17 protein-coding genes are annotated in these 17923 nt (G+C 60.7%); 13 read left to right on the forward strand and 4 right to left on the reverse strand.

Features of this window, described 5'->3' with window-relative positions; genetic code table 11:
- Window positions 1–104: 104 nt before the first annotated feature.
- Window positions 105–2372 carry an NADP-dependent malic enzyme gene (locus NIM87_RS11645; protein WP_254674857.1) on the reverse strand — a complete coding sequence of 756 codons (2268 nt, stop codon included), beginning with the start codon at window positions 2370–2372 and terminating at the stop codon, window positions 105–107.
- A 230-nt stretch (window positions 2373–2602) separates the two neighbouring features.
- Here NIM87_RS11645 and NIM87_RS11650 point away from each other — a divergent pair, with 230 nt between their 5' ends.
- The 9 genes from NIM87_RS11650 to NIM87_RS11690 all read left to right on the forward strand — a co-directional run bounded on the left by NIM87_RS11650 (window position 2603) and on the right by NIM87_RS11690 (window position 13350).
- Window positions 2603–3532 carry an ArsR/SmtB family transcription factor gene (locus NIM87_RS11650; RefSeq protein WP_254674858.1) on the forward strand — a complete coding sequence of 310 codons (930 nt, stop codon included), beginning with the start codon at window positions 2603–2605 and terminating at the stop codon, window positions 3530–3532.
- Between the two features lie 194 nt (window positions 3533–3726).
- A complete protein-coding gene (gene arfA, locus NIM87_RS11655; protein WP_254674859.1) occupies window positions 3727–5238 on the forward strand; it encodes an arabinosylfuranosidase ArfA in 1512 nt (503 codons plus the stop codon).
- 282 nt (window positions 5239–5520) lie between these two features.
- The gene (locus tag NIM87_RS11660; protein ID WP_408640073.1) at window positions 5521–7398 is read left to right on the forward strand and encodes an ABC transporter substrate-binding protein; all 1878 of its coding nucleotides are present in this window, start codon (window positions 5521–5523) and stop codon (window positions 7396–7398) included.
- A gap of 309 nt (window positions 7399–7707) precedes the next feature.
- Complete coding sequence (locus tag NIM87_RS11665; protein WP_254674861.1) at window positions 7708–8712, forward strand: ABC transporter permease; 1005 nt, start codon at window positions 7708–7710, stop codon at window positions 8710–8712.
- 5 nt (window positions 8713–8717) lie between these two features.
- Complete coding sequence (locus NIM87_RS11670) at window positions 8718–9575, forward strand: ABC transporter permease (RefSeq protein ID WP_254674862.1); 858 nt, start codon at window positions 8718–8720, stop codon at window positions 9573–9575.
- Window positions 9576–9578: 3 nt separating this feature from the next.
- A complete protein-coding gene (locus NIM87_RS11675) occupies window positions 9579–10616 on the forward strand; it encodes an ABC transporter ATP-binding protein (RefSeq protein ID WP_254674863.1) in 1038 nt (345 codons plus the stop codon).
- Window positions 10613–11533 (forward strand): ABC transporter ATP-binding protein, encoded by a 921-nt coding sequence (locus NIM87_RS11680; protein WP_254674864.1) that lies wholly within the window; start codon window positions 10613–10615, stop codon window positions 11531–11533. The genes NIM87_RS11675 and NIM87_RS11680 overlap by 4 nt, the downstream gene beginning before the upstream one ends.
- Complete coding sequence (locus NIM87_RS11685; RefSeq protein WP_254674865.1) at window positions 11530–12477, forward strand: glycoside hydrolase family protein; 948 nt, start codon at window positions 11530–11532, stop codon at window positions 12475–12477. The genes NIM87_RS11680 and NIM87_RS11685 overlap by 4 nt, the downstream gene beginning before the upstream one ends.
- A 60-nt stretch (window positions 12478–12537) precedes the next feature.
- The gene (locus NIM87_RS11690) at window positions 12538–13350 is read left to right on the forward strand and encodes an alpha/beta fold hydrolase (RefSeq protein WP_254674866.1); all 813 of its coding nucleotides are present in this window, start codon (window positions 12538–12540) and stop codon (window positions 13348–13350) included.
- Window positions 13351–13371: 21 nt separating this feature from the next.
- Here the strand turns inward: NIM87_RS11690 and NIM87_RS11695 are convergent, their stop codons facing one another.
- Together NIM87_RS11695 and NIM87_RS11700 are read right to left on the reverse strand one after the other, a co-directional pair.
- Entirely contained in the window at window positions 13372–13863 is a 492-nt protein-coding gene (locus NIM87_RS11695) for a group III truncated hemoglobin (RefSeq protein WP_254674867.1), read from the reverse strand.
- Window positions 13850–14524: a helix-turn-helix transcriptional regulator gene (locus NIM87_RS11700; RefSeq protein ID WP_254674868.1), complete on the reverse strand. Its 675-nt coding sequence runs from the start codon at window positions 14522–14524 to the stop codon at window positions 13850–13852. Before NIM87_RS11700 ends, NIM87_RS11695 begins: the two co-directional genes overlap by 14 nt.
- 87 nt (window positions 14525–14611) lie before the next feature.
- Between NIM87_RS11700 and NIM87_RS11705 the strand changes: the two genes are divergently transcribed.
- The 3 genes from NIM87_RS11705 (at window position 14612) to NIM87_RS11715 (ending at window position 16390) form a co-directional block, all read left to right on the forward strand.
- Complete coding sequence (locus tag NIM87_RS11705) at window positions 14612–15214, forward strand: superoxide dismutase (RefSeq protein WP_254674869.1); 603 nt, start codon at window positions 14612–14614, stop codon at window positions 15212–15214.
- Window positions 15215–15470: 256 nt separating this feature from the next.
- Entirely contained in the window at window positions 15471–16022 is a 552-nt protein-coding gene (locus NIM87_RS11710; RefSeq protein ID WP_254674870.1) for a flavin reductase family protein, read from the forward strand.
- A gap of 89 nt (window positions 16023–16111) precedes the next feature.
- Window positions 16112–16390: a DUF6894 family protein gene (locus NIM87_RS11715; protein ID WP_254674871.1), complete on the forward strand. Its 279-nt coding sequence runs from the start codon at window positions 16112–16114 to the stop codon at window positions 16388–16390.
- A gap of 47 nt (window positions 16391–16437) precedes the next feature.
- Here NIM87_RS11715 and NIM87_RS11720 read toward each other — a convergent pair whose 3' ends face one another.
- Complete coding sequence (locus NIM87_RS11720; protein WP_269468034.1) at window positions 16438–17460, reverse strand: sulfate ABC transporter substrate-binding protein; 1023 nt, start codon at window positions 17458–17460, stop codon at window positions 16438–16440.
- A 59-nt stretch (window positions 17461–17519) separates the two neighbouring features.
- Between NIM87_RS11720 and NIM87_RS11725 the strand changes: the two genes are divergently transcribed.
- Window positions 17520–17729, forward strand: a complete 210-nt coding sequence (locus tag NIM87_RS11725; RefSeq protein WP_254674872.1) for a hypothetical protein — start codon at window positions 17520–17522, stop codon at window positions 17727–17729.
- The last annotated feature ends 194 nt before the right edge of the window (window positions 17730–17923 follow it).

Genomic DNA, 17923 nt, shown 5'->3' on the forward strand with positions numbered 1-17923 from the left:
TTTCGTTTCGCTTTTTTACCTATCCTTTGAGACGGAGGCCGTCTCGGGACCCCGCTCTACCCCCAATCCGCGAGGCCACCTGGCCGGGCGGCGCTTCAGCCTGCCTATCCCGCCGCCTCGGTTGCGGCGATTGCGGCCATATTGACGATACCGCGACTGGTGACCGTGGGCGCCAGAATGTGAGCCGGCTTGGCCGTACCCATGAGGATCGGGCCGATGTGGAGGCCGTTGTTGAGCTCCTTGAGCAGGGTCATCGACAGGTTCGCCGCTTCCAGATTGGGGAAAATCAGCAGGTTGGCTTCGCCCTTGAGCACCGAATCCGGGATGTAACGCTCGCGCAATTCGGAATTGACCGCCAGGTCGCCCTGCATTTCGCCCTCGACCACCAGATCGGGTGCGTCGCGCTTGAGACGGTCGTAGACCGCCCGCATCTTCTCGCTGCTCTCTCCATCGCGCGAGCCGAAGTTGGAATAGCTCAGCAGTGCTGCCTTGGCCTCGATGTTGAAGCGCTTGAGGTGATCGCGCGCCTGCAACGCGATGGACACCAGCTCGTCCTCGGTCGGGTCGATATTGGCGTAGGTGTCGGCCAGGAAGAACACGCCGCGATTGAGGATCAGCATGGAGAGCGCCGAGAGCTGGCGCGCGCCAGGCGCCACCCCGATAACGGAATGAATATCGCGGGCATGCTTGATGAAGCGCCCCTGCAAACCGCAGATCAGGGCATCGGCATCGCCGCGCCGCACACTGAGCGCGCCGATGACGGTGGTGTTGGTGCGCACAATGGTGCGGGCGGTATCGGGCGTTACGCCCTTGCGCCCCACCAGCGCATGGAACTCAGCGACATAGTCGCGATAGCGCGGATCGTCTTCGGGGTTGATGACCTCGAAATCCGTGCCGGGACGGATGGTTAGGCCGAAACGTTCCAATCGTGATTCAATCACCGAGGGTCGACCGATCAGGACGGGCTTGCCCAGACCATCTTCAAGGATCACCTGAGCCGCCCGCAGCACCCTCTCATCCTCGCCGTCGGCAAAGGCAATGCGCTTGCCCGACGACTGCGCCCGCTCGATCATCGGCTTCATGACGAGGCCGGAGCGGAAAACGAAGCGGCGGAGCTGATCGCGATAGGCATCGAAATCGGTGATCGGTCGGGCAGCGACGCCAGAGTCCATGGCCGCCTTGGCCACAGCCGGCGCAATGCGCAGGATCAGCCGCTGGTCGAATGGATTTGGTATCAGATAGTCCGGCCCGAAAATGGCCGGCACGCCGTGGCTGGTCGCCTCCAAGCCAGGTTCATGCGCCAGCTTGGCAATGGCGTGGGCCGCGGCGGCCTTCATTTCCTCGTTGATGATTGTAGCGCCGCAATCGAGGGCGCCGCGGAACAGAAAGGGGAAGCAGAGGACGTTGTTGACCTGGTTGGGATAGTCGCTGCGACCAGTGCAGACCAGCGCGTCGGGCCGCGCGGCCTTGGCCAGTTCGGGCATGATTTCGGGGATGGGATTGGAGAGCGCCAGGATTAGTGGATTAGCCGCCATGTCCTTCATCATCTCGGGCTTGAGCGCCCCGGCCTTGGAAAGGCCCACATAGATATCCGCCCCCGCCATAACCGCGCTAAGCTCGGTGGCGTCGGTGTCTTGTGCGAAGGCGCCCCGCCAGCGATCGACGGAGTTGTCGCGTTTTTTCGTCACGAGGCCCTTGCTATCGGCGATCCAGATATTTTCCCGCTTGGCCCCGACGGCGATCAGCATGTTCATGCAGGCAATAGCCGCCGCCCCTGCCCCAGAGGTGACGATCTTGACCTTGCCAATGTCCTTCTTGACCAGCCGCATGGCGTTGATCACGGCAGCGGCCACGATGATCGCGGTACCATGCTGATCATCATGGAACACCGGAATGTTCATCCGCTCGCGCAGCGCTTCCTCGATTTCGAAGCATTCGGGGGCCTTGATGTCCTCAAGGTTGATACCGCCGAAGCTGGGTTCGAGCGGCGCCACAATCTCGATGAAACGCTTGGGGTCCTGCTCGTTGACCTCAAGGTCGATGCTGTCGATGCCGGCGAACTTCTTGAACAGAACCGCCTTGCCTTCCATCACCGGCTTGCTCGCCAGAGCCCCGATATTGCCAAGCCCCAGCACCGCCGTGCCGTTGGAAATCACCGCCACCAGATTGCCCTTGGAGGTGTATTTGTAGGCATCAGCCGGATTGGCCGCGATCTCCTCGCAAGGGATGGCAACGCCCGGCGAATAGGCCAGCGACAGGTCGCGGGTATTGGCAAGCGGCTTGGTCGCCACGATCTCGAGCTTCCCGGGCTTGGGAAACTCATGAAAATGCAGTGCCGCTTCGCGCAGGCTGGTGGCCTTGTCGTCAGACATCGATCTCTCCCGTTGCGGCGGCGGTTCTTTCCGCACGCCAGGCCGCGTCCCCACGCGGCAAAAGTTTTCCAGACCAGTTCGGCCTTGCTAAGGGAAGTTATGCCTTAGTCGCATTCCGTGCATCTGGATTTCGGAATCACATCCACAAACCACCGCCCTCGGGTTGATTGGTTCAGAAATCCTGATAGACAATTTATTCATTCTCTTACGAGCAGCGTTGCATTCCTGTCATGAGCCGCAATTTTCTGGTTATCGACCCCGAAGAGGGTATTGACGTTCTCAAGGGGCTGGCTTCGCCTATTCGGGTGAAGATGCTCAAGCTGCTCCATATAGAGGGACCGCTCAACGGCAATGACATTGCCGAAAAGCTTGGCCTGCCACAGTCGACTGTGTCGACAAACCTGCAAATCCTGGAAGGCGCGGGGCTGATCCGCACCGAGACGCAGAAGGCCCGCAAGGGCAATCAGAAGATCTGCCACTCGACCTTTGACGAAGTGCTGGTGATGTTCAAGGACGACATCAAGCCGCTGCGCGCCAATACCATCGAAGTCTCGATGCCCCTGGGGCTTTACACAAGCTGTGAGATTTCATCGCCCTGCGGGCTGTGCTCTACAGAAGGCATTATCGGCCTGCTCGATGTGCCGGACACCTATCTCGAGCCGGATCGCATGAAGGCGGGGCTGATCTGGTTTACGCGGGGCTTCCTCGAATACCAGTTTCCCAACAATGCCAAGCTGGCGCAGAACACCATTGAATCCATGGAGTTTTCCATGGAACTGAGCTCGGAAGTGCCGGGCACCTCCGCCGACTGGCCCAGCGACATTACGCTCTCAGTCAACGGCACCGAAATCGGCACGTGGCTCTCCACCGGCGATTTTGGTGACAAGCGCGGCGTCTACACGCCGGATTGGTGGAAGCTGAAGGGGAGCCAGTACGGCAAGCTCAAGAGCTGGCGCGTCACCATGGACGGGACCTATGTGGACGGGATGAAAATCTCCCCCGTGTCGCTGCATGACCTGGATCTGGCGAACCATCATTCGATCCGGTTGCGCATCGCGGTGAAGCCCGACGCCAAGCATCCGGGCGGCATCAATATCTTTGGCCGCGGTTTTGGAAATTACGACCAGGACATCATCCTGCGCCTGCAGACCGCCCAATAGCCTTTTGGAAATTTACTTCTAAATCAAAGCGTTAAGCAGGTCCAAAACGCGGCATCTGTTGGATTTTGCACGCCTGGATCAAGCACGCAATAAATCACACAAATGATCTCGCGCACCCCTTGCGCGCCAATTCGACGCTCGCTAAAACAGCATCAATGATATAAATCAGAAAAACCGAATTAGTGGAGGGGCCAGTGAAAGCGTCCGTTGTCGCAAACAAGGATTACACGATCGCCAAAATTGATGATCGTGTCTATGGGGCATTTCTCGAGCATCTGGGCCGCGCTGTCTACGAAGGCATCTATGAGCCGGATCATCCGAGCGCCGACAAGGACGGCATGCGCGGCGACGTCGTCGAGCTGGTCAAGAAACTCAATGTGCCGGTGGTGCGCTATCCTGGCGGCAATTTCGTTTCGGCCTATAATTGGGAAGACGGCGTCGGCCCGCGCGAAGAACGTCCGACGCGACTGGACCTGGCCTGGCATACTTCCGAGAGCAATGCCGTTGGCGTGCATGAGTTCGCCGATTGGTGCGCCACGGTCGGCACCGAGATGATGCTGGCGGTGAACCTGGGTTCTCGCGGCGTCGATGATGCCCGCAATTTCCTCGAATATGTCAATCATCCGGGCGGCTCCTACTGGTCCGACTTGCGCATCAAGAACGGGCGCAAGGAGCCGTGGAATGTCAAAATGTGGTGTCTTGGCAATGAGATGGACGGGCCATGGCAGGTCGGTCACAAGGATGCCGACGAGTATGGCAAGCTGGCCGCCAACACGGCGCGGGCCATGCGCATGTTCGACAAGTCACTTGAGCTGATCGTTTGTGGCTCATCTCATTCCGACATGGCGAGCTTCCCCGATTGGGAGCGCATTGTGCTCGAGCACACCTATGAGCATGTCGACCACATCAGCCTGCACATGTATTTCGCCAATCGTGACGACAATACACCCAATTACCTTGGGCTGAGCCACAAACTGGACCGCTATATCGAGACGGTTGCCTCGACCATCAAGCAGGTCAAGCACAAGAAGCGCTCCAACAAAGACATCTATATTTCATTCGACGAATGGAATGTCTGGTATCACTCCAACAAGAAGGATCGTGAGATCCTTGATGGCAATGGCGGCTGGCCGCATGCACCGGGGTTGCTGGAAGATATCTACAATTTCGAAGACGTGCTGATGGTGGGACTGATCCTCAACACCTTCATCCGCCGTTCGGACGTGGTGAAAATCGCCTGCATTGCCCAGCTGGTGAACGTGATTGCCCCTATCATGACCGAAAAGGGCGGGCCGGCGTGGGCGCAGACAATCTACTATCCCTATTATTTTGCTTCGGTTTTTGGCCGCGGGACGGCTTTGCAGCTCAAGACCAGCTCGCCTGGTTATGAGACGACCCATGCCGCGGACACGCCGTTTGTCGACGTCTCGGGCGTTCACAATGAAGATGAGGGAACGCTGAGCTTCTTCCTGGTCAACCGCCACACCAGCGAGAGCATCGAGACCGAGGTCAGCCTGCAAGGCTTTGATAACGCAAGCATAATCGACCACCAGGTGATGACACACCCTGACCTCAAGGCCGTCAATACGGCCAAGAATCAGGACGAGGTGGCCCCGAAGAAGGGGAGCGGCGCGAAGGTCGATGGGGGCAAGCTCAGCGTCGTGTTGCCGCCGTATTCCTACCAGATGGTGCGGGTCAAGATCTGACGCCAGAGGCCTGAACACGGTCCCGGAACCCGTTGATGAACGGGTTCTGACACCAATTACTGCATGAGGCACGCCCTGACCGGGCGTGCCTCACTGCATTTTGTATCATGGTTATGGATTTACATCAGAAAACACATTGACAGTCGAAAACCCCTAGTTAAGTATGACTTATCGCAGGGTTGAGGAGCCCTGAGAAACGAAACGCCACAAGGCGCTTCACAAGGGAGGACATCGATGGATAGACGCAGTTTTCTGATCGGCACGACGGCCATTGGCGCGCTGATGGTAGCGGGCAAGGGACTGGCCCTGGCCCAGGAGGCCGAAGGCTCGGCACCCGACCTGACGCAGTTCCCGCGCAATGAAACGGTTATCGTTCACAACCCCGAGGGGATCATCCGTAATCCAGGTTGGTTCAACCTGTGGGCCGTGGGCGCCGGCAATGGCACCAGCAATGGCTTGCACAACCTGACCACCGATACGCTGTGGTTCATCGACCCTGATGCGGGCATCGAGGGCGCCAGCGAAAATGCGGTCTACAACTCGCTGGCAGACGATGTCTGGCAGTACAATGAAGACTTCTCGGAAATGACCGTGAAGCTCAAGCAGGGCATCTACTGGAGCGACGGCGTGGAATTCACCGCCGACGACGTGGTGTTCACCGTGCAGAAGCAGGCTTCCACCCCCGGCACACCCTACAATGGCGCCTTCTCGGTACAGGTTGCCGAAGTCACCGCGCCGGACAAGTACACGGTCCATTTCAAGCTCAACAAGCCGAACTCGCGTTTCCATACGCTGTTCTCGGTGCGTTGGACCGCCGCCTGGATCATGCCCAAGCATGTCTATGAAAACGTCGAAGACATTCTGAGCTACGACGCCAACCCCCCGGTCTCCATCGGCCCCTACACGCTGCATTCGTTCGACCCGAACGGCACCTGGTATATCTGGGAGAAGCGTGAGGACTGGGAACGCACGGCCATGGGCATGATCGCGGAGCCCAAGCCCAAGTACGTCATCTACCGGAACAATATTTCGACCGACAATCGCCTGATCGAGATCCGCAATGGCAATCTCGACATGGTGCATGACTTGACGCCGGAAGGCACGTTCTCGGTGGTCCAGCAGGATCCGCAAATCCAGGGCTGGTTCCCGGGCTTCCCCTATGCCCACCCCGATCCGACGCTGGTCATGGCGATCTTCAATCACCAGAACCCCAAGTTCCAGGACAAGCGCGTCCGCTGGGCCCTGGCCTTGATGCTCGATGCACGGGCGATGTCGATGGCGTCCTATCGCGGCGCGGCAACGCTCTCGGCAATCTCGGTGCCGCCAACAGGTACGCATCCGCGCGATTACCATGCACCCCTGCAGGAATTCCTGACCAATTACGAGATCGACACGGGCACCTCCAAGGTGAAGCCGTATGATCCCAATGTTGGCCTGCAGATCGCCGACATGGTGCGCCCGCAGTTCGGTGACTCGGTTCCGACCGACGAAGCCGCCGTGCGCAACGCCTTTGGCTATGGCTGGTGGAAGCAGAATATTCCAGCTGCCGAAGAACTGCTGACGGCTGCCGGTTTCACCAAGAATGGCAACCAGTGGATGATGCCGGACGGCCAGCCGTTTGAATTCTCGGTGATGGTGCCTCAGGAAGGCGTGGTCAACCGTCTCGGCGTGATCATTGCCCAAACCTGGGCCCAGAACGGCATCGGCGCCAGCGCCGAAGTGGATGCCGATACCTGGGGCCGCCAGCGCGTGGGTAATTACGAGTGTAATATTGCCTGGGCCGTGGAAACCTGGGGCGGTCACCCCGACCTCAGCTTCTTCATGGACAGCTATCACTCGGCCTATGTCGCCGCGCCGGGCGAATCCCAGCCGGATCGCAACTGGATGCGCTGGAAAGACCCGCGTCTCGACGAAATCATCGAGAAAATTCGCGGTATCGACTTCAACGATCCCAAGGGCGTGGAATATGGCCATGACTTCGTGAAGCTGCATCTCGAAGAAATGCCCAACATTCCGATCATGGCCTACAACGTGTTCTCCATTCAGTCGAACCGGTACTGGACCGGCTGGCCGGACGCGAACAACAACTATGCCAACCCGGTGACCAACTGGTCCAACGGCCGCTACATCTTCACCCAGATCAGCCCGGTGGCCAGCTAACTTCTCCCAGACGGCGCGGCTCCCAAGCCGCGTCGTCAAAAAGGGGGCGTGATGGCACATCACGCCCCTTCCGCCTTCTCTGGGCTCCTTCCGAATGGTGGAGGGGCATAGTGAGGACGGATCGAGAGGCCTAGCCAAAGCTCCTCCTCCATGCCGCGCGGCGTCGCGGAACTGTGTTTGCGGTCCGGCACCATTCTCGTGGTGACATTCCTGGCCGAGTTGAGGTGAAATCTCTGCCAGAGGCGTGGGCCAACCATGCACAGGACGGCAGAGGCCCGCGAGACCCATCGGCGGGCGTGAGGAGAATGAATGCAAAGCTATCTCTGGTTTGCGGGAAAGAGGGTGCTGCAACTTGTTGCGGTGATCTTCTTCGGTGTCTCCGCCATGTTCCTCGTGACGTATCTGTCACCGATCGATCCCGTAGAGCAGGTGCTCGGGCGACTGTCGGCGCGATCCAACCTCTCCCCTGAGGCCATCGCCTCCACCCGCATTGCGCTGACCGAAATGTTCGGCACCGGACAGCCGATGCACCAGCAATACTGGAATTTCTGGACACGCCTGTTGCGTGGCGACCTGGGCGCTTCGCTGATGGCGTTTCCCACCCCTGCGATGGAACTGGTCATGCGCGGCCTGCCCTGGACGCTGGGCCTGCTGCTGACCTCGACCTTCATCACCTTTATTGTCGGCAATCTCATGGGTGGGCTGGCCGGCTACTTTCAGAACAACCGGCTCTTCAAGGCCTTCGGCATCGTGACCATGGGCCTGCAGCCGATCCCCTATTACATCGTGGCCTTCGTCATTCTGATCATCTTCGGGTTTCTCTGGCCGGTACTGCCAATCTCGGGCGGCTTTGCCATGGATGTGCGCCCCGGCTGGACGCTGCCGTTCATGCTCTCGGTGCTGCAACACTCGCTGCTGCCGGCCCTGTCGCTGGTGCTTGTGGGTCTTGGCGGCTGGTTCATCGGCATGCGGGCGCTGGTGAGCAATATCGTCACCGAGGACTATGTGACCTATGCCGAACTCGCCGGCGTGCGGCGCGACACAATCGTGGGGGGCTATGTGATGCGCAATGCGCTGGTGCCCCAGATCACGGCCCTGGCCATGGTGATCGGCGGCGTCTTTTCGGGCACGATCATCACCGAGCAGGTTTTCAACTATCCCGGAATTGGCTCGCTTCTGGTCGATGCGGTGAACGCGGGTGACTATTCAACCGTGCTGGCCGTCTGCACCGTCTCAATCACCGCCGTCGCTACGGCAATCTTCATCGTGGACCTGCTGCATCCGCTGCTCGATCCACGCGTGCGGGCGGAGTAGTCGCCATGTTCTCCATTTTCCGCGATCTCGTTCGCTACAATGTCGAATTTGCCATCGGCCTGGTGCTGGTCGGCATCATGGTGGTGTTTGCCGGACTGTCGTTCTTCTCTCCGATAGACCCGAGCTTGATCTACATGACCATCCCCGACCAGCCGCCCTCGGCCCAGTTCTGGTTCGGCACCAATTCGCGCGGGCAGGACATGTTCTGGCAATTGTCCGCGGCCTTCAAAAACAGCCTGCAGTTCGGCATCACGGTGGCGGTGCTTAGCCGCATCATCTCGATCACCGTGGGGCTGGCCGCCGGCTATATCGGTGGCTGGGTCGACCGTGTGCTGATGTTCGTCAACGACATCTTCGTGGCCGTGCCAATCTTTCCCATCCTCGTGCTGTTCTATTTCGTGCTGCGCAACCACATGGACAGCTTCACCATGGCGCTGATCCTGGCCTGCTTCGGCTGGCCGTTCGACGCGCGGCTGATCCGCTCGGTGGCGCTGGGGCTCAAGCATCGCGAATTTACCCGCCATGCGGTGTTTGCCGGGATGAGCACGCGAAAGGTGCTGCTCGAAGAGCACCTGCCCTATGTGATGCCAATCGTATTTGCGACCTTCATGAACAACATGCTGTGGTCCATCGGCATGGAAGTGACGCTGGCCGTGCTGGGCTTCACCAATATCAATAACCCGACCATCGGCACGGTGCTCTATTGGGCCAACAGCCATTCGGCCATGGTGGTGGGCGTGTGGTGGTGGCTGGTCATTCCGGTGATCCTGATCGTCATCACGTTCCTGGGCCTGTTCCTACTGGCCATGAGCATGAACGAATATATCGACCCGCGCAGCCGGTTGCGCCGCATGGGAGCCTGAGCAATGACCCGGGAAAACGAAGTCATCCTCGAGGTCGAGAACCTCAAGGCCTATTACCAGATGAACTATTTCGGCGTGAGCCGGGAGGTTCGGGCGGTGGACGACATCACCGTGACCATGCGCAAGAATGAGGTCTATGGCATTGCCGGGGAAAGCTCCTCGGGCAAGACCAGCTTCATCAAGGTGCTGGCCGCCGCCATCCGCCCGCCGCTGCGGGTGGTGCAGGGCACGGTGAAGTACAATTTCAGCAATGGTCCGATCGATGTGGCGCATGCGACGCCCGAGCAGATCGAGACGGTGCGCTGGAAGCACCTGAGCTACATCATGCAGGGCTCGATGAGCGTGCTCAATCCGGTGCGGCGGATCGGCAAGACATTCCAGGATTTTGCGCAGCGGCCGCTGGGGCTGAAGGGCGAGGCGTTTGAAGAGCGGGTGGTGAACCATCTCGCCCGGCTGAAGCTGCCGCCGGACGTGCTGCGAGCCTATCCGCACGAGCTTTCGGGCGGCATGCGGCAGCGCGTGACCATCGGGCTGGCGACGGTGTGCCACCCCGAATTCATCATTGCCGACGAGCCGACGACGGCGCTGGACGTGGTGGTGCAGAAGGAAGTGCTGCAACTGATCCGCGACATCCAGACGGAAATGGGCGCCTCGGTGGTGTTCGTGACCCACGACATGAGCGTGCATGCCAATGTGGCCGACCGGGTGGGCATTATCTATGCGGGGCGGCTGGTCGAGGAAGGGCCGACGCGCGACATGTTCTTTGCGCCAAAGCATCCCTATACGGCGCATTTGGTGGCGAGCCTGCCGCGCATCGGTGACACGCAGCAGCGCCCGGCGCTGGAGGGACGGCCACCCAACCTGGCCGATCCACCGCAGGGATGCCGGTTCCACCCGCGTTGTCCGCTGGCCGTGGACAAGTGTCGCAAGGAGGTGCCGCCAATGGAAGTGGTGGGACCGGACCACCGCACTGCCTGCTGGCGCTGGAAGGATGTTGAACCACTGGTCAATACGACCGCACCGGCGGGGGTGATGGCATGAGTACGCTGCTTGATGTGCGCGATGTCTCCAAGCGCTTCACCATGGGCGGACTGTTTGGCCGCAAGACCATTGATGCGGTGATGGACGCCAATTTCTCGCTGAGCGCAGAGAACCCGGAAATCTTCACCATCATCGGGGAGAGTGGTTCGGGCAAGACAACGCTGGCCAGGATGATCCTGGGGCTGGAGGACCCGACAAGCGGGGAAATCCTGTTCCGCGGCGAAAAGGTGGACCGGCATGCAGGGCGCGCTGCGCGGCTCAAGTTCATGAGCCATGTGCAGCCGGTGTTCCAGAATCCGTTCGAGGCATTCAACCCGCTCAAGCAGATCGAGCGCTATCTCGAATCCACGGCGCGGCGGTTTCTGGACACCGGCGACAAGGCGGTGATCGATCGGGCGATGGACGAAGCGCTGCAGAAGGTGGGCCTCAGCCTGAAAGAAGTGCGCGGGCGGTTTCCACACGAGATGAGCGGCGGGCAATTGCAGCGCTGCGCCATTGCGCGGGCGCTGATCCCCAATCCGCCACTGCTGATTGCCGATGAGCCGGTCAGCATGGTGGATGCGAGCCTGAGGATGAGCATCGTCAACCTGCTCAAGAGCCTGCGCGACGATCTCAAGGTCTCGGTGATCTACATTACCCATGACCTGGCGACGGCCTATTACATTTCCAACCGGCTGATCATCATGCAGCGCGGGCGGATCGTGGAAATGGGCGATGCGCGCACGGTGCTGGACAATCCAGAGCATCCCTATTCGCGGCTGCTCAAGGCTTCGGTGCTGTCCACCGATGATGCGGGCGCCGGCAAGCTGATGACCGATGCGGGCATGCTCGATCTGGCCACCGACAGCGTGGGACAGGCCGGGCGGCTGGTGGACAGGGCTGACGGGCGCAGCGTGCGGGTCTATGAAGGGGTATGAGCGCACCCATATTTCGTGATCCAGTGGACGACGGCGCGGCGGACCCGGTGGTGGTGCGCCGCCAGGGCACCAATGAATGGTGGATGTTCTACACCAATCGCCGGCCCAGCGCGGAGGGTCCGAAATTCACCTGGATCCACGGCTCGCCCATCGGGCTGGCGATGAGCGTGGATGGCGGGGCAAGCTGGCATTATCGCGGTACTGTCGAGGGGCTGGATGCGCCGGGGGATGCACCGGGCGGCAACACGCATTGGGCGCCGGAGGTGATTTACGCGGAGGGGCAGTATCACATGTTCCTCAGCTATATCACCGGGGTGCCCGATGACTGGCGCGGCATAACGCGGACCATCACCCATTTCACCAGTGCCGACATGGCGCGCTGGGAGCGGATCGGGCCAATCCGGCTGTCCAGCCAACGGGTCATCGATGCCTGCGTGTATCGGTGTCCCGACGGGCTGTGGCGCATGTGGTACAAGGACGAAAGTGCCGGATCGAGCACATGGAGCGCGTCGAGCAAGGATCTGTTCGAGTGGCAGGTCGAAGGCCGGGTGCTGGCCGGATCGCCCTATGGCGACCCGCATGAGGGGCCGAATGTCTTCGAGCTGGGCGGCTATTACTGGCTGATCGTTGATGAATGGCACGGCCAGGGCGTCCATCGGTCCGATGATGCGCGGCTGTGGAAGCGGCAGGGCCTCATCGGAAACGAGCCAGGCGAGGACGAGGCCGACCGGCGCTTTGTGCGCCACGCCGATGTGGTCGCGTTCAAGGATTACGCGGTGCTGTTCTATTTCACCCATCCCGAATGGGACGAGCGGAGCCAGGCGGCAGGACCGCCCGATGTGGCGGCGCGACGCACTGCCGTTCATCAGGGGCGGCTGACCGTCGTGGACGGGGTGTTGGTGTTCGAGCGGGATATTCCGGCGGGGCTGGGGCTATTGGCCTAGCGTCCGGCTGTCGAAAATAGCGACCTTCGTTCGTCATAAGGGCAAGAACCGGAGGACAGCATGGACCGCGACTTTGCCGATGACGAGCTGACCCGCTTTGCGGCCGGGGGACCACCGCCGTTGCCGGGAGGCGGCGGAGTGCTGGAGCGGGACGGGGTTCGACTCTGGTTTGGCGATTACGGCGAGGGGCCGGCGGTGGTGCTGCTGCATGGCGGCATGGGCAATGCGGGCAATTTCGGGCATCAGGTGCCGCCGCTGATTGCGGCAGGCTATCGCGTCATCGCCATGGACAGCCGCGGCCAGGGGCGCAGCTCGTGGGACGGACGCCCGTTTTCCTATGAGCAATATGGGGAGGACGTCGCCGCCCTGCTCGACCATATCGGCGTCGAACGCGCCGTGATCGTGGGATGGAGCGACGGGGCCTGTACGGGGCTGGCGCTGGCCAGGGCGCATAAGGCCCGCGTGTCAGGCGTGTTTTTCTTTGCCTGCAATGTCGACGCGAGTGGAACCTGGCCATTCGAGATGACTGATGTCATCGGCAATTGCCTGGCGCGGCATCAGAAGGACTATGCGGTGCTCTCCCCCACCCCTGATGGCTTCGATGCGATGGGGCAGGCCCTGCAGGTGATGCAATCGAGCCAGCCGAACTATTCGGCCGCTGACCTTGCCAGCATCGATGTGCCGGTCTGTGTGGCCCAGGCTTCAGGTGACGAGTTCATTCGGCCCGAACACGCACGGTACATCGCCGAGACGATCCCTGGCGCGCGGCTTGTTGCGCTCGATGGGGTCAGCCATTTCGCACCCGTGCAAAGGCCGGCGCTGTTCAACGGCGCAGTGCTGGATTTTCTGGCGAGCCTGCCCGAATGGGGCTGATGCCGACAGACCATGCACCCCTCAGGCCGGCGGCTTCCAACTCGGGGATTCTTCACGCGGGAGCGGCGAGAGCCGGGTAATATCCTCGCCTCGGCGCATGGAGATATTCATGCGGAACGAATTGCCGATGCGCTCGGAGCGCTCGATGAAAAGGGCCGCCACATCGGGCGGACATGTCTCCTCAACCGTTTCGCGGAAAAGGCGCAGCCAGCGGATGAAGTGGGCATCGGCAAGTTCGGGAATGCCCATATGCTTGGGCATGGGGCGGCCGGAATAGCGCCCGGTGCCGAGCAGCATGGAGCTCCAGAAGTCGGTGATCTTGTCGAGATGGGCTGGCCATTCAGGATCGGGAATGACGCGGTTGAACACCGGACCGATGACATCGTCACGGCGCGCCCGGGCATAAAATTCATCGACGACAGCACGGATCATGGCTTCGTCCAGCCCTTCGGGCGTCTCCCAGCCGATGCGGTGCAATTGGGTGCCGACGGGCGGACGATCAGGTGGATGCATGGGTGATAGCCTTGATTGAATAGGTGCAGCGACGGCCACCGGAAACGATGTGCTCCTGGCGCTCAACCTCGACATCGGGGCCAAGTACGGATCGGAAGACTTCGAGTTCGGCTCGGCAGAATCCCTGGCAGGCGGTGGCGGCAGCGCAAATGGGGCAGTGATTTTCGATCAGCAGCAATGATCCGTCGGGCTGCTCGGTCCAGGCGGCCATATAGCCTTCCTGGCTGCGCAGATCGGCCAGCGCAGCGACCCGCGCCTTGAGGTCGGGCGCTGGCTCGACCGCTGCCACATAGGCGGAGCGGGTGTCGGCCTCGCGGACCGAAATGATGGCGTCGAGCGCCTCATCGCCAAGGCGCGTGCGGACAATGTCGAGCAGTTGCACCGTCAAGGCGGCATGGGTGTCGGGGAAACGGGACTGGGCCGCGGGAGTGAGGCCCCAGAGCTGGGTCGGCCGCCCAACGCCCGCCGAAGCGCTACGTGCTTCGACCAAGCCTTCCTCGGCCAAGCGAGCCAGTTGCTGGCGGGCCGCTTCGCTTGTCGTCCCCAGCCTGTCGCCGAGGGCTGTCGCAGAGAGGGAGCCCTGCATCTTGAGGGTCATGAGAATCCGCTCGGCCGGATTGCGTGGCGACCAGGCGGTATTTTCCAAGCTCGAGCTTGACATATCTGGCGAAAGAGTTTTCAAAGTCATCGCTTGGAAATTAACCCGCCTTGCACGATCTTGCAAGCCGGTGCCGAAAGGACCCCTCAGATGAGCTTCTCCCTGCCCGCCCTGCCCTATGCACCCGCCGCACTTGCCAATGCCGGCATGAGCCAGGAAACCCTGGAATTGCATCATGGTAAGCATCATCAGGCCTATGTGACGGCGCTCAATGGCTTTGTCGAGAAGAACACCGACCTGGCCGGCAAGTCGCTCGAAGAGATCATTGCCTTTGCCAAGGACAAGGCGGACCTCGCCCCGGTGTTCAACAATGCCGGGCAGCACTGGAACCATATTCACTTCTGGCAGGCGCTGAGCCCCAATGGCGGCAAACTGCCGGGCAAGCTGGAAAGCAAGCTTGTTGCCGATTTCGGCTCCGTGGATGCGTTCAAGGACAGCTTCAAGACCGCAGCGACCACCCAGTTCGGTTCAGGCTGGGCCTGGCTGGTGCTGGGCGAGGACGGCAAGCTCAAGACCACCAAGACCGCCAATGGCTCCAATCCGCTGGCGACCGGTGAAGGCAAGGTGCTGCTGGGGCTCGATGTGTGGGAGCACTCCTATTATGTCGATTTCCGCAATCGCCGCCCGGACTATGTGAGCAACTTCCTCGACAAGCTGGCCAATTATGAATTGGCCGAGGCCAACCTGGGGTGAGGACGCTTGGTGGGGGGCGTGCGCTCACCATTGAATCCTGACGCCGGCGGCTCACTCCCACCCTGCTCGATTCAGCGGACTTGGCTAAGTGCAAAGTCCTGTCGGGCTTCCCTCCCCGCAAGGTGGAGGGAGGCGCGGAGCTGAGGTGCCGGGGTCAACGTCTCCCTCCCCACTGGGGGAGGGATCAAGGGAGGGGGGTTCGGCACAGAACCGCCGGTCGCCCCTCCTGGTTTGCTCCGTTGAGTAAGTGAATGTAATGACTACCCTCATGCCCGATTTCGATCTTCCCGACAGTATGGCCATGCGGCCGCTTCGACGGCCTACCGTGAGCGACAGCGAGTTTCGCGCCGCAATGTCGGGGCTGGCGTCGAGTGTGCATGTGGTAACGGCGCGCAGAGGCACGGAACGCGTTGGGCGAACGGCGACTTCGGTGATGTCGCTATCGGCGCAACCGCCGGCCATCCTGATCTCGATTGATATTGTCAGCCGGCTCGCCGACCTGATCGCCAAGACGAGTGGTTTTTCGCTGGCCATGCTGGCGAGCGAGCAGCGGGAAATTGCCGATGCCTTTGCTGGCCAGGTGGTGCCCCAAAATCGCTTTGAGCTGGGCGCGTGGGACGCGTGGCCGTCGGGCCAGCCTTTGCTGCGCGGCGCGGTGACGGTGCTCGATTGCGAGGTGATCGGCGCGGTGGAAACCGGGACGCATGTGCTGTTCGTGGGCGCTATTGTCGAAGCGGAAACTGATGCCGAACGCAGCCCGCTGATGTGGAGCCGGCATGGCTACCGTGATCTGGACGGGGTCGACTGAACAGCGCCGCGGTGGCAGACTGGACACGTTTGAGACGCAGGCAACATTTCCTGCATCCTGACGTTGATCCCGGAGAACGGGGACTGAACTTGCCAAAGTACTATTTCCACTACCGCACCGAAGACGCCCTGATCCGCGATGACAAGGGCAGCGAACACCCCAATATCGAGGCCGCCGAGCAGACGGCTGCCGAAATGGGCCGGGCCATCATCGAGAAGGTGGCAGGGGAAGGCGGCGAAATGGACGCGCCGCGCTCCATCGAAATCACCGATGCCAGCGGCGAGGACCTGCTCTATGTGGTGTTCTGGGCCGGGCCCGATATCGGGGATGGATCGGCAAGTCCCATCGAGCCGGCCACAGTGCATTGAGCGAGGCCGTCCGCCGATGTGTATTTCGGCGAACGACTTAGAGCACGTCAGAAATTGCCTTCGAACACCTGATCGAAGATGCCGCCTTCATCAAAGAAGGTCTGCTGGACTTCGCGCCAGCCACCAAAATCATCAATGCGGGCCAAATTGAGCGTGGCAAAGCCAGCCAGCGCGGCGGGATCGACGCCTGTCGTGTCAGACGGCCGGAAGTAGTGGCTGGCGGCCAGAGACTGACCTTCGGGCGAATAGAGATATTGGAGATAGGCTTCGGCCAGATCGCGCGTGCCGCGGGCATCGACATTGGCATCGACTAGCGCCACTGAGGGCTCGGCCAGGATGGAGACAGAGGGGGTGACGATTTCGAACTGATCGGGCCCCAGTTCGGCCAGCGTCAGAAGGGCTTCGTTTTCCCATGCGATCAACACGTCGCCCAGCCCGCGCTGAGCAAAGGTGATGGTGGAAGCGCGCGCTCCGGTGTCGAGCACTGGCACATTGTGGAATAGCCGGGCCAGATAGTCCCGCGCCGTCTGCTCGTTGCCGCCGGGTTGGGCCAGCGCCCAAGCCCAGGCGGCCAGCACGTTCCAGCGCGCGCCGCCCGAAGTCTTTGGATTGGGCGTAATGACCGCGACGCCATCGGCAACCAGATCGTCCCAGTCGGCAATCTGCTTGGGGTTCCCCTTGCGGACCAGGAAGACGATTGTGGAGGTGTAGGGCGCATTGGCATTGGCGAGCGTACCGCGCCAGTCGTCACGCACCTTGCCGGTCTGATCGGCGATGGCATTGATGTCGCTTTCGAGCGCAAGCGTCACCACATCGGCGGGCAGTCCCTCAATGACGGAACGGGCCTGGGCGCCCGAGCCACCATGGGTGGCCTGGATGGCGACGGCCTCCCCTGTCTGCTGCAGCCAGTGCGCAGCGAAGAGCTGGTTGTAGTCCTCATAGAACTCCCGCGTGGGATCATAGCTGACATTGGTCAGGGTGCGGGACTGCGCCATGGTGGTGACGACGGCGCTGAACAGCAAGGCCGTGGCCAAGCCGGTATAGGCCAGAATGCGAGCGGCGGTTTTCATCTCAAACCCTCCTCGTTGATGACCTTAATACGCTACTTGATTGGTATAGTATCGCAAGGTTGGCGCGTGCGACGATCCGCGAGGCAGAGAAATATACATCGGGTGAAAATCAGAAGATTTGGAAATTCTTTTCCAGCGATCTGCGCCCTGCGGCTGAATATCAGAAACAGATCGTCGCCAACTTTCACACCGCCGCGCACATCAATACAAAAACGGCGCAGATTTCAATTTTAGAAAGAAAAAAGGCGACCCAATGGGCCGCCATTTAAACTTATGAGCAATATACGATGAGGATCAGAACGACATGCCGGCCATGACCGTAACGGCAAAACCGATAAACAGTGCGGCTGCGAGAGCCATATAGGAGGCGTACTGCGAAAGCTTTGGCATGGGTGCACCTGCGTTTGAACCGAGCCAAAGACTACCAGATTGATAGACTTTAACAAGTCGTAAACCTCTTGGT

Source organism: Devosia ureilytica, assembly GCF_024273195.1.
Lineage (GTDB): Bacteria > Pseudomonadota > Alphaproteobacteria > Rhizobiales > Devosiaceae > Devosia > Devosia ureilytica.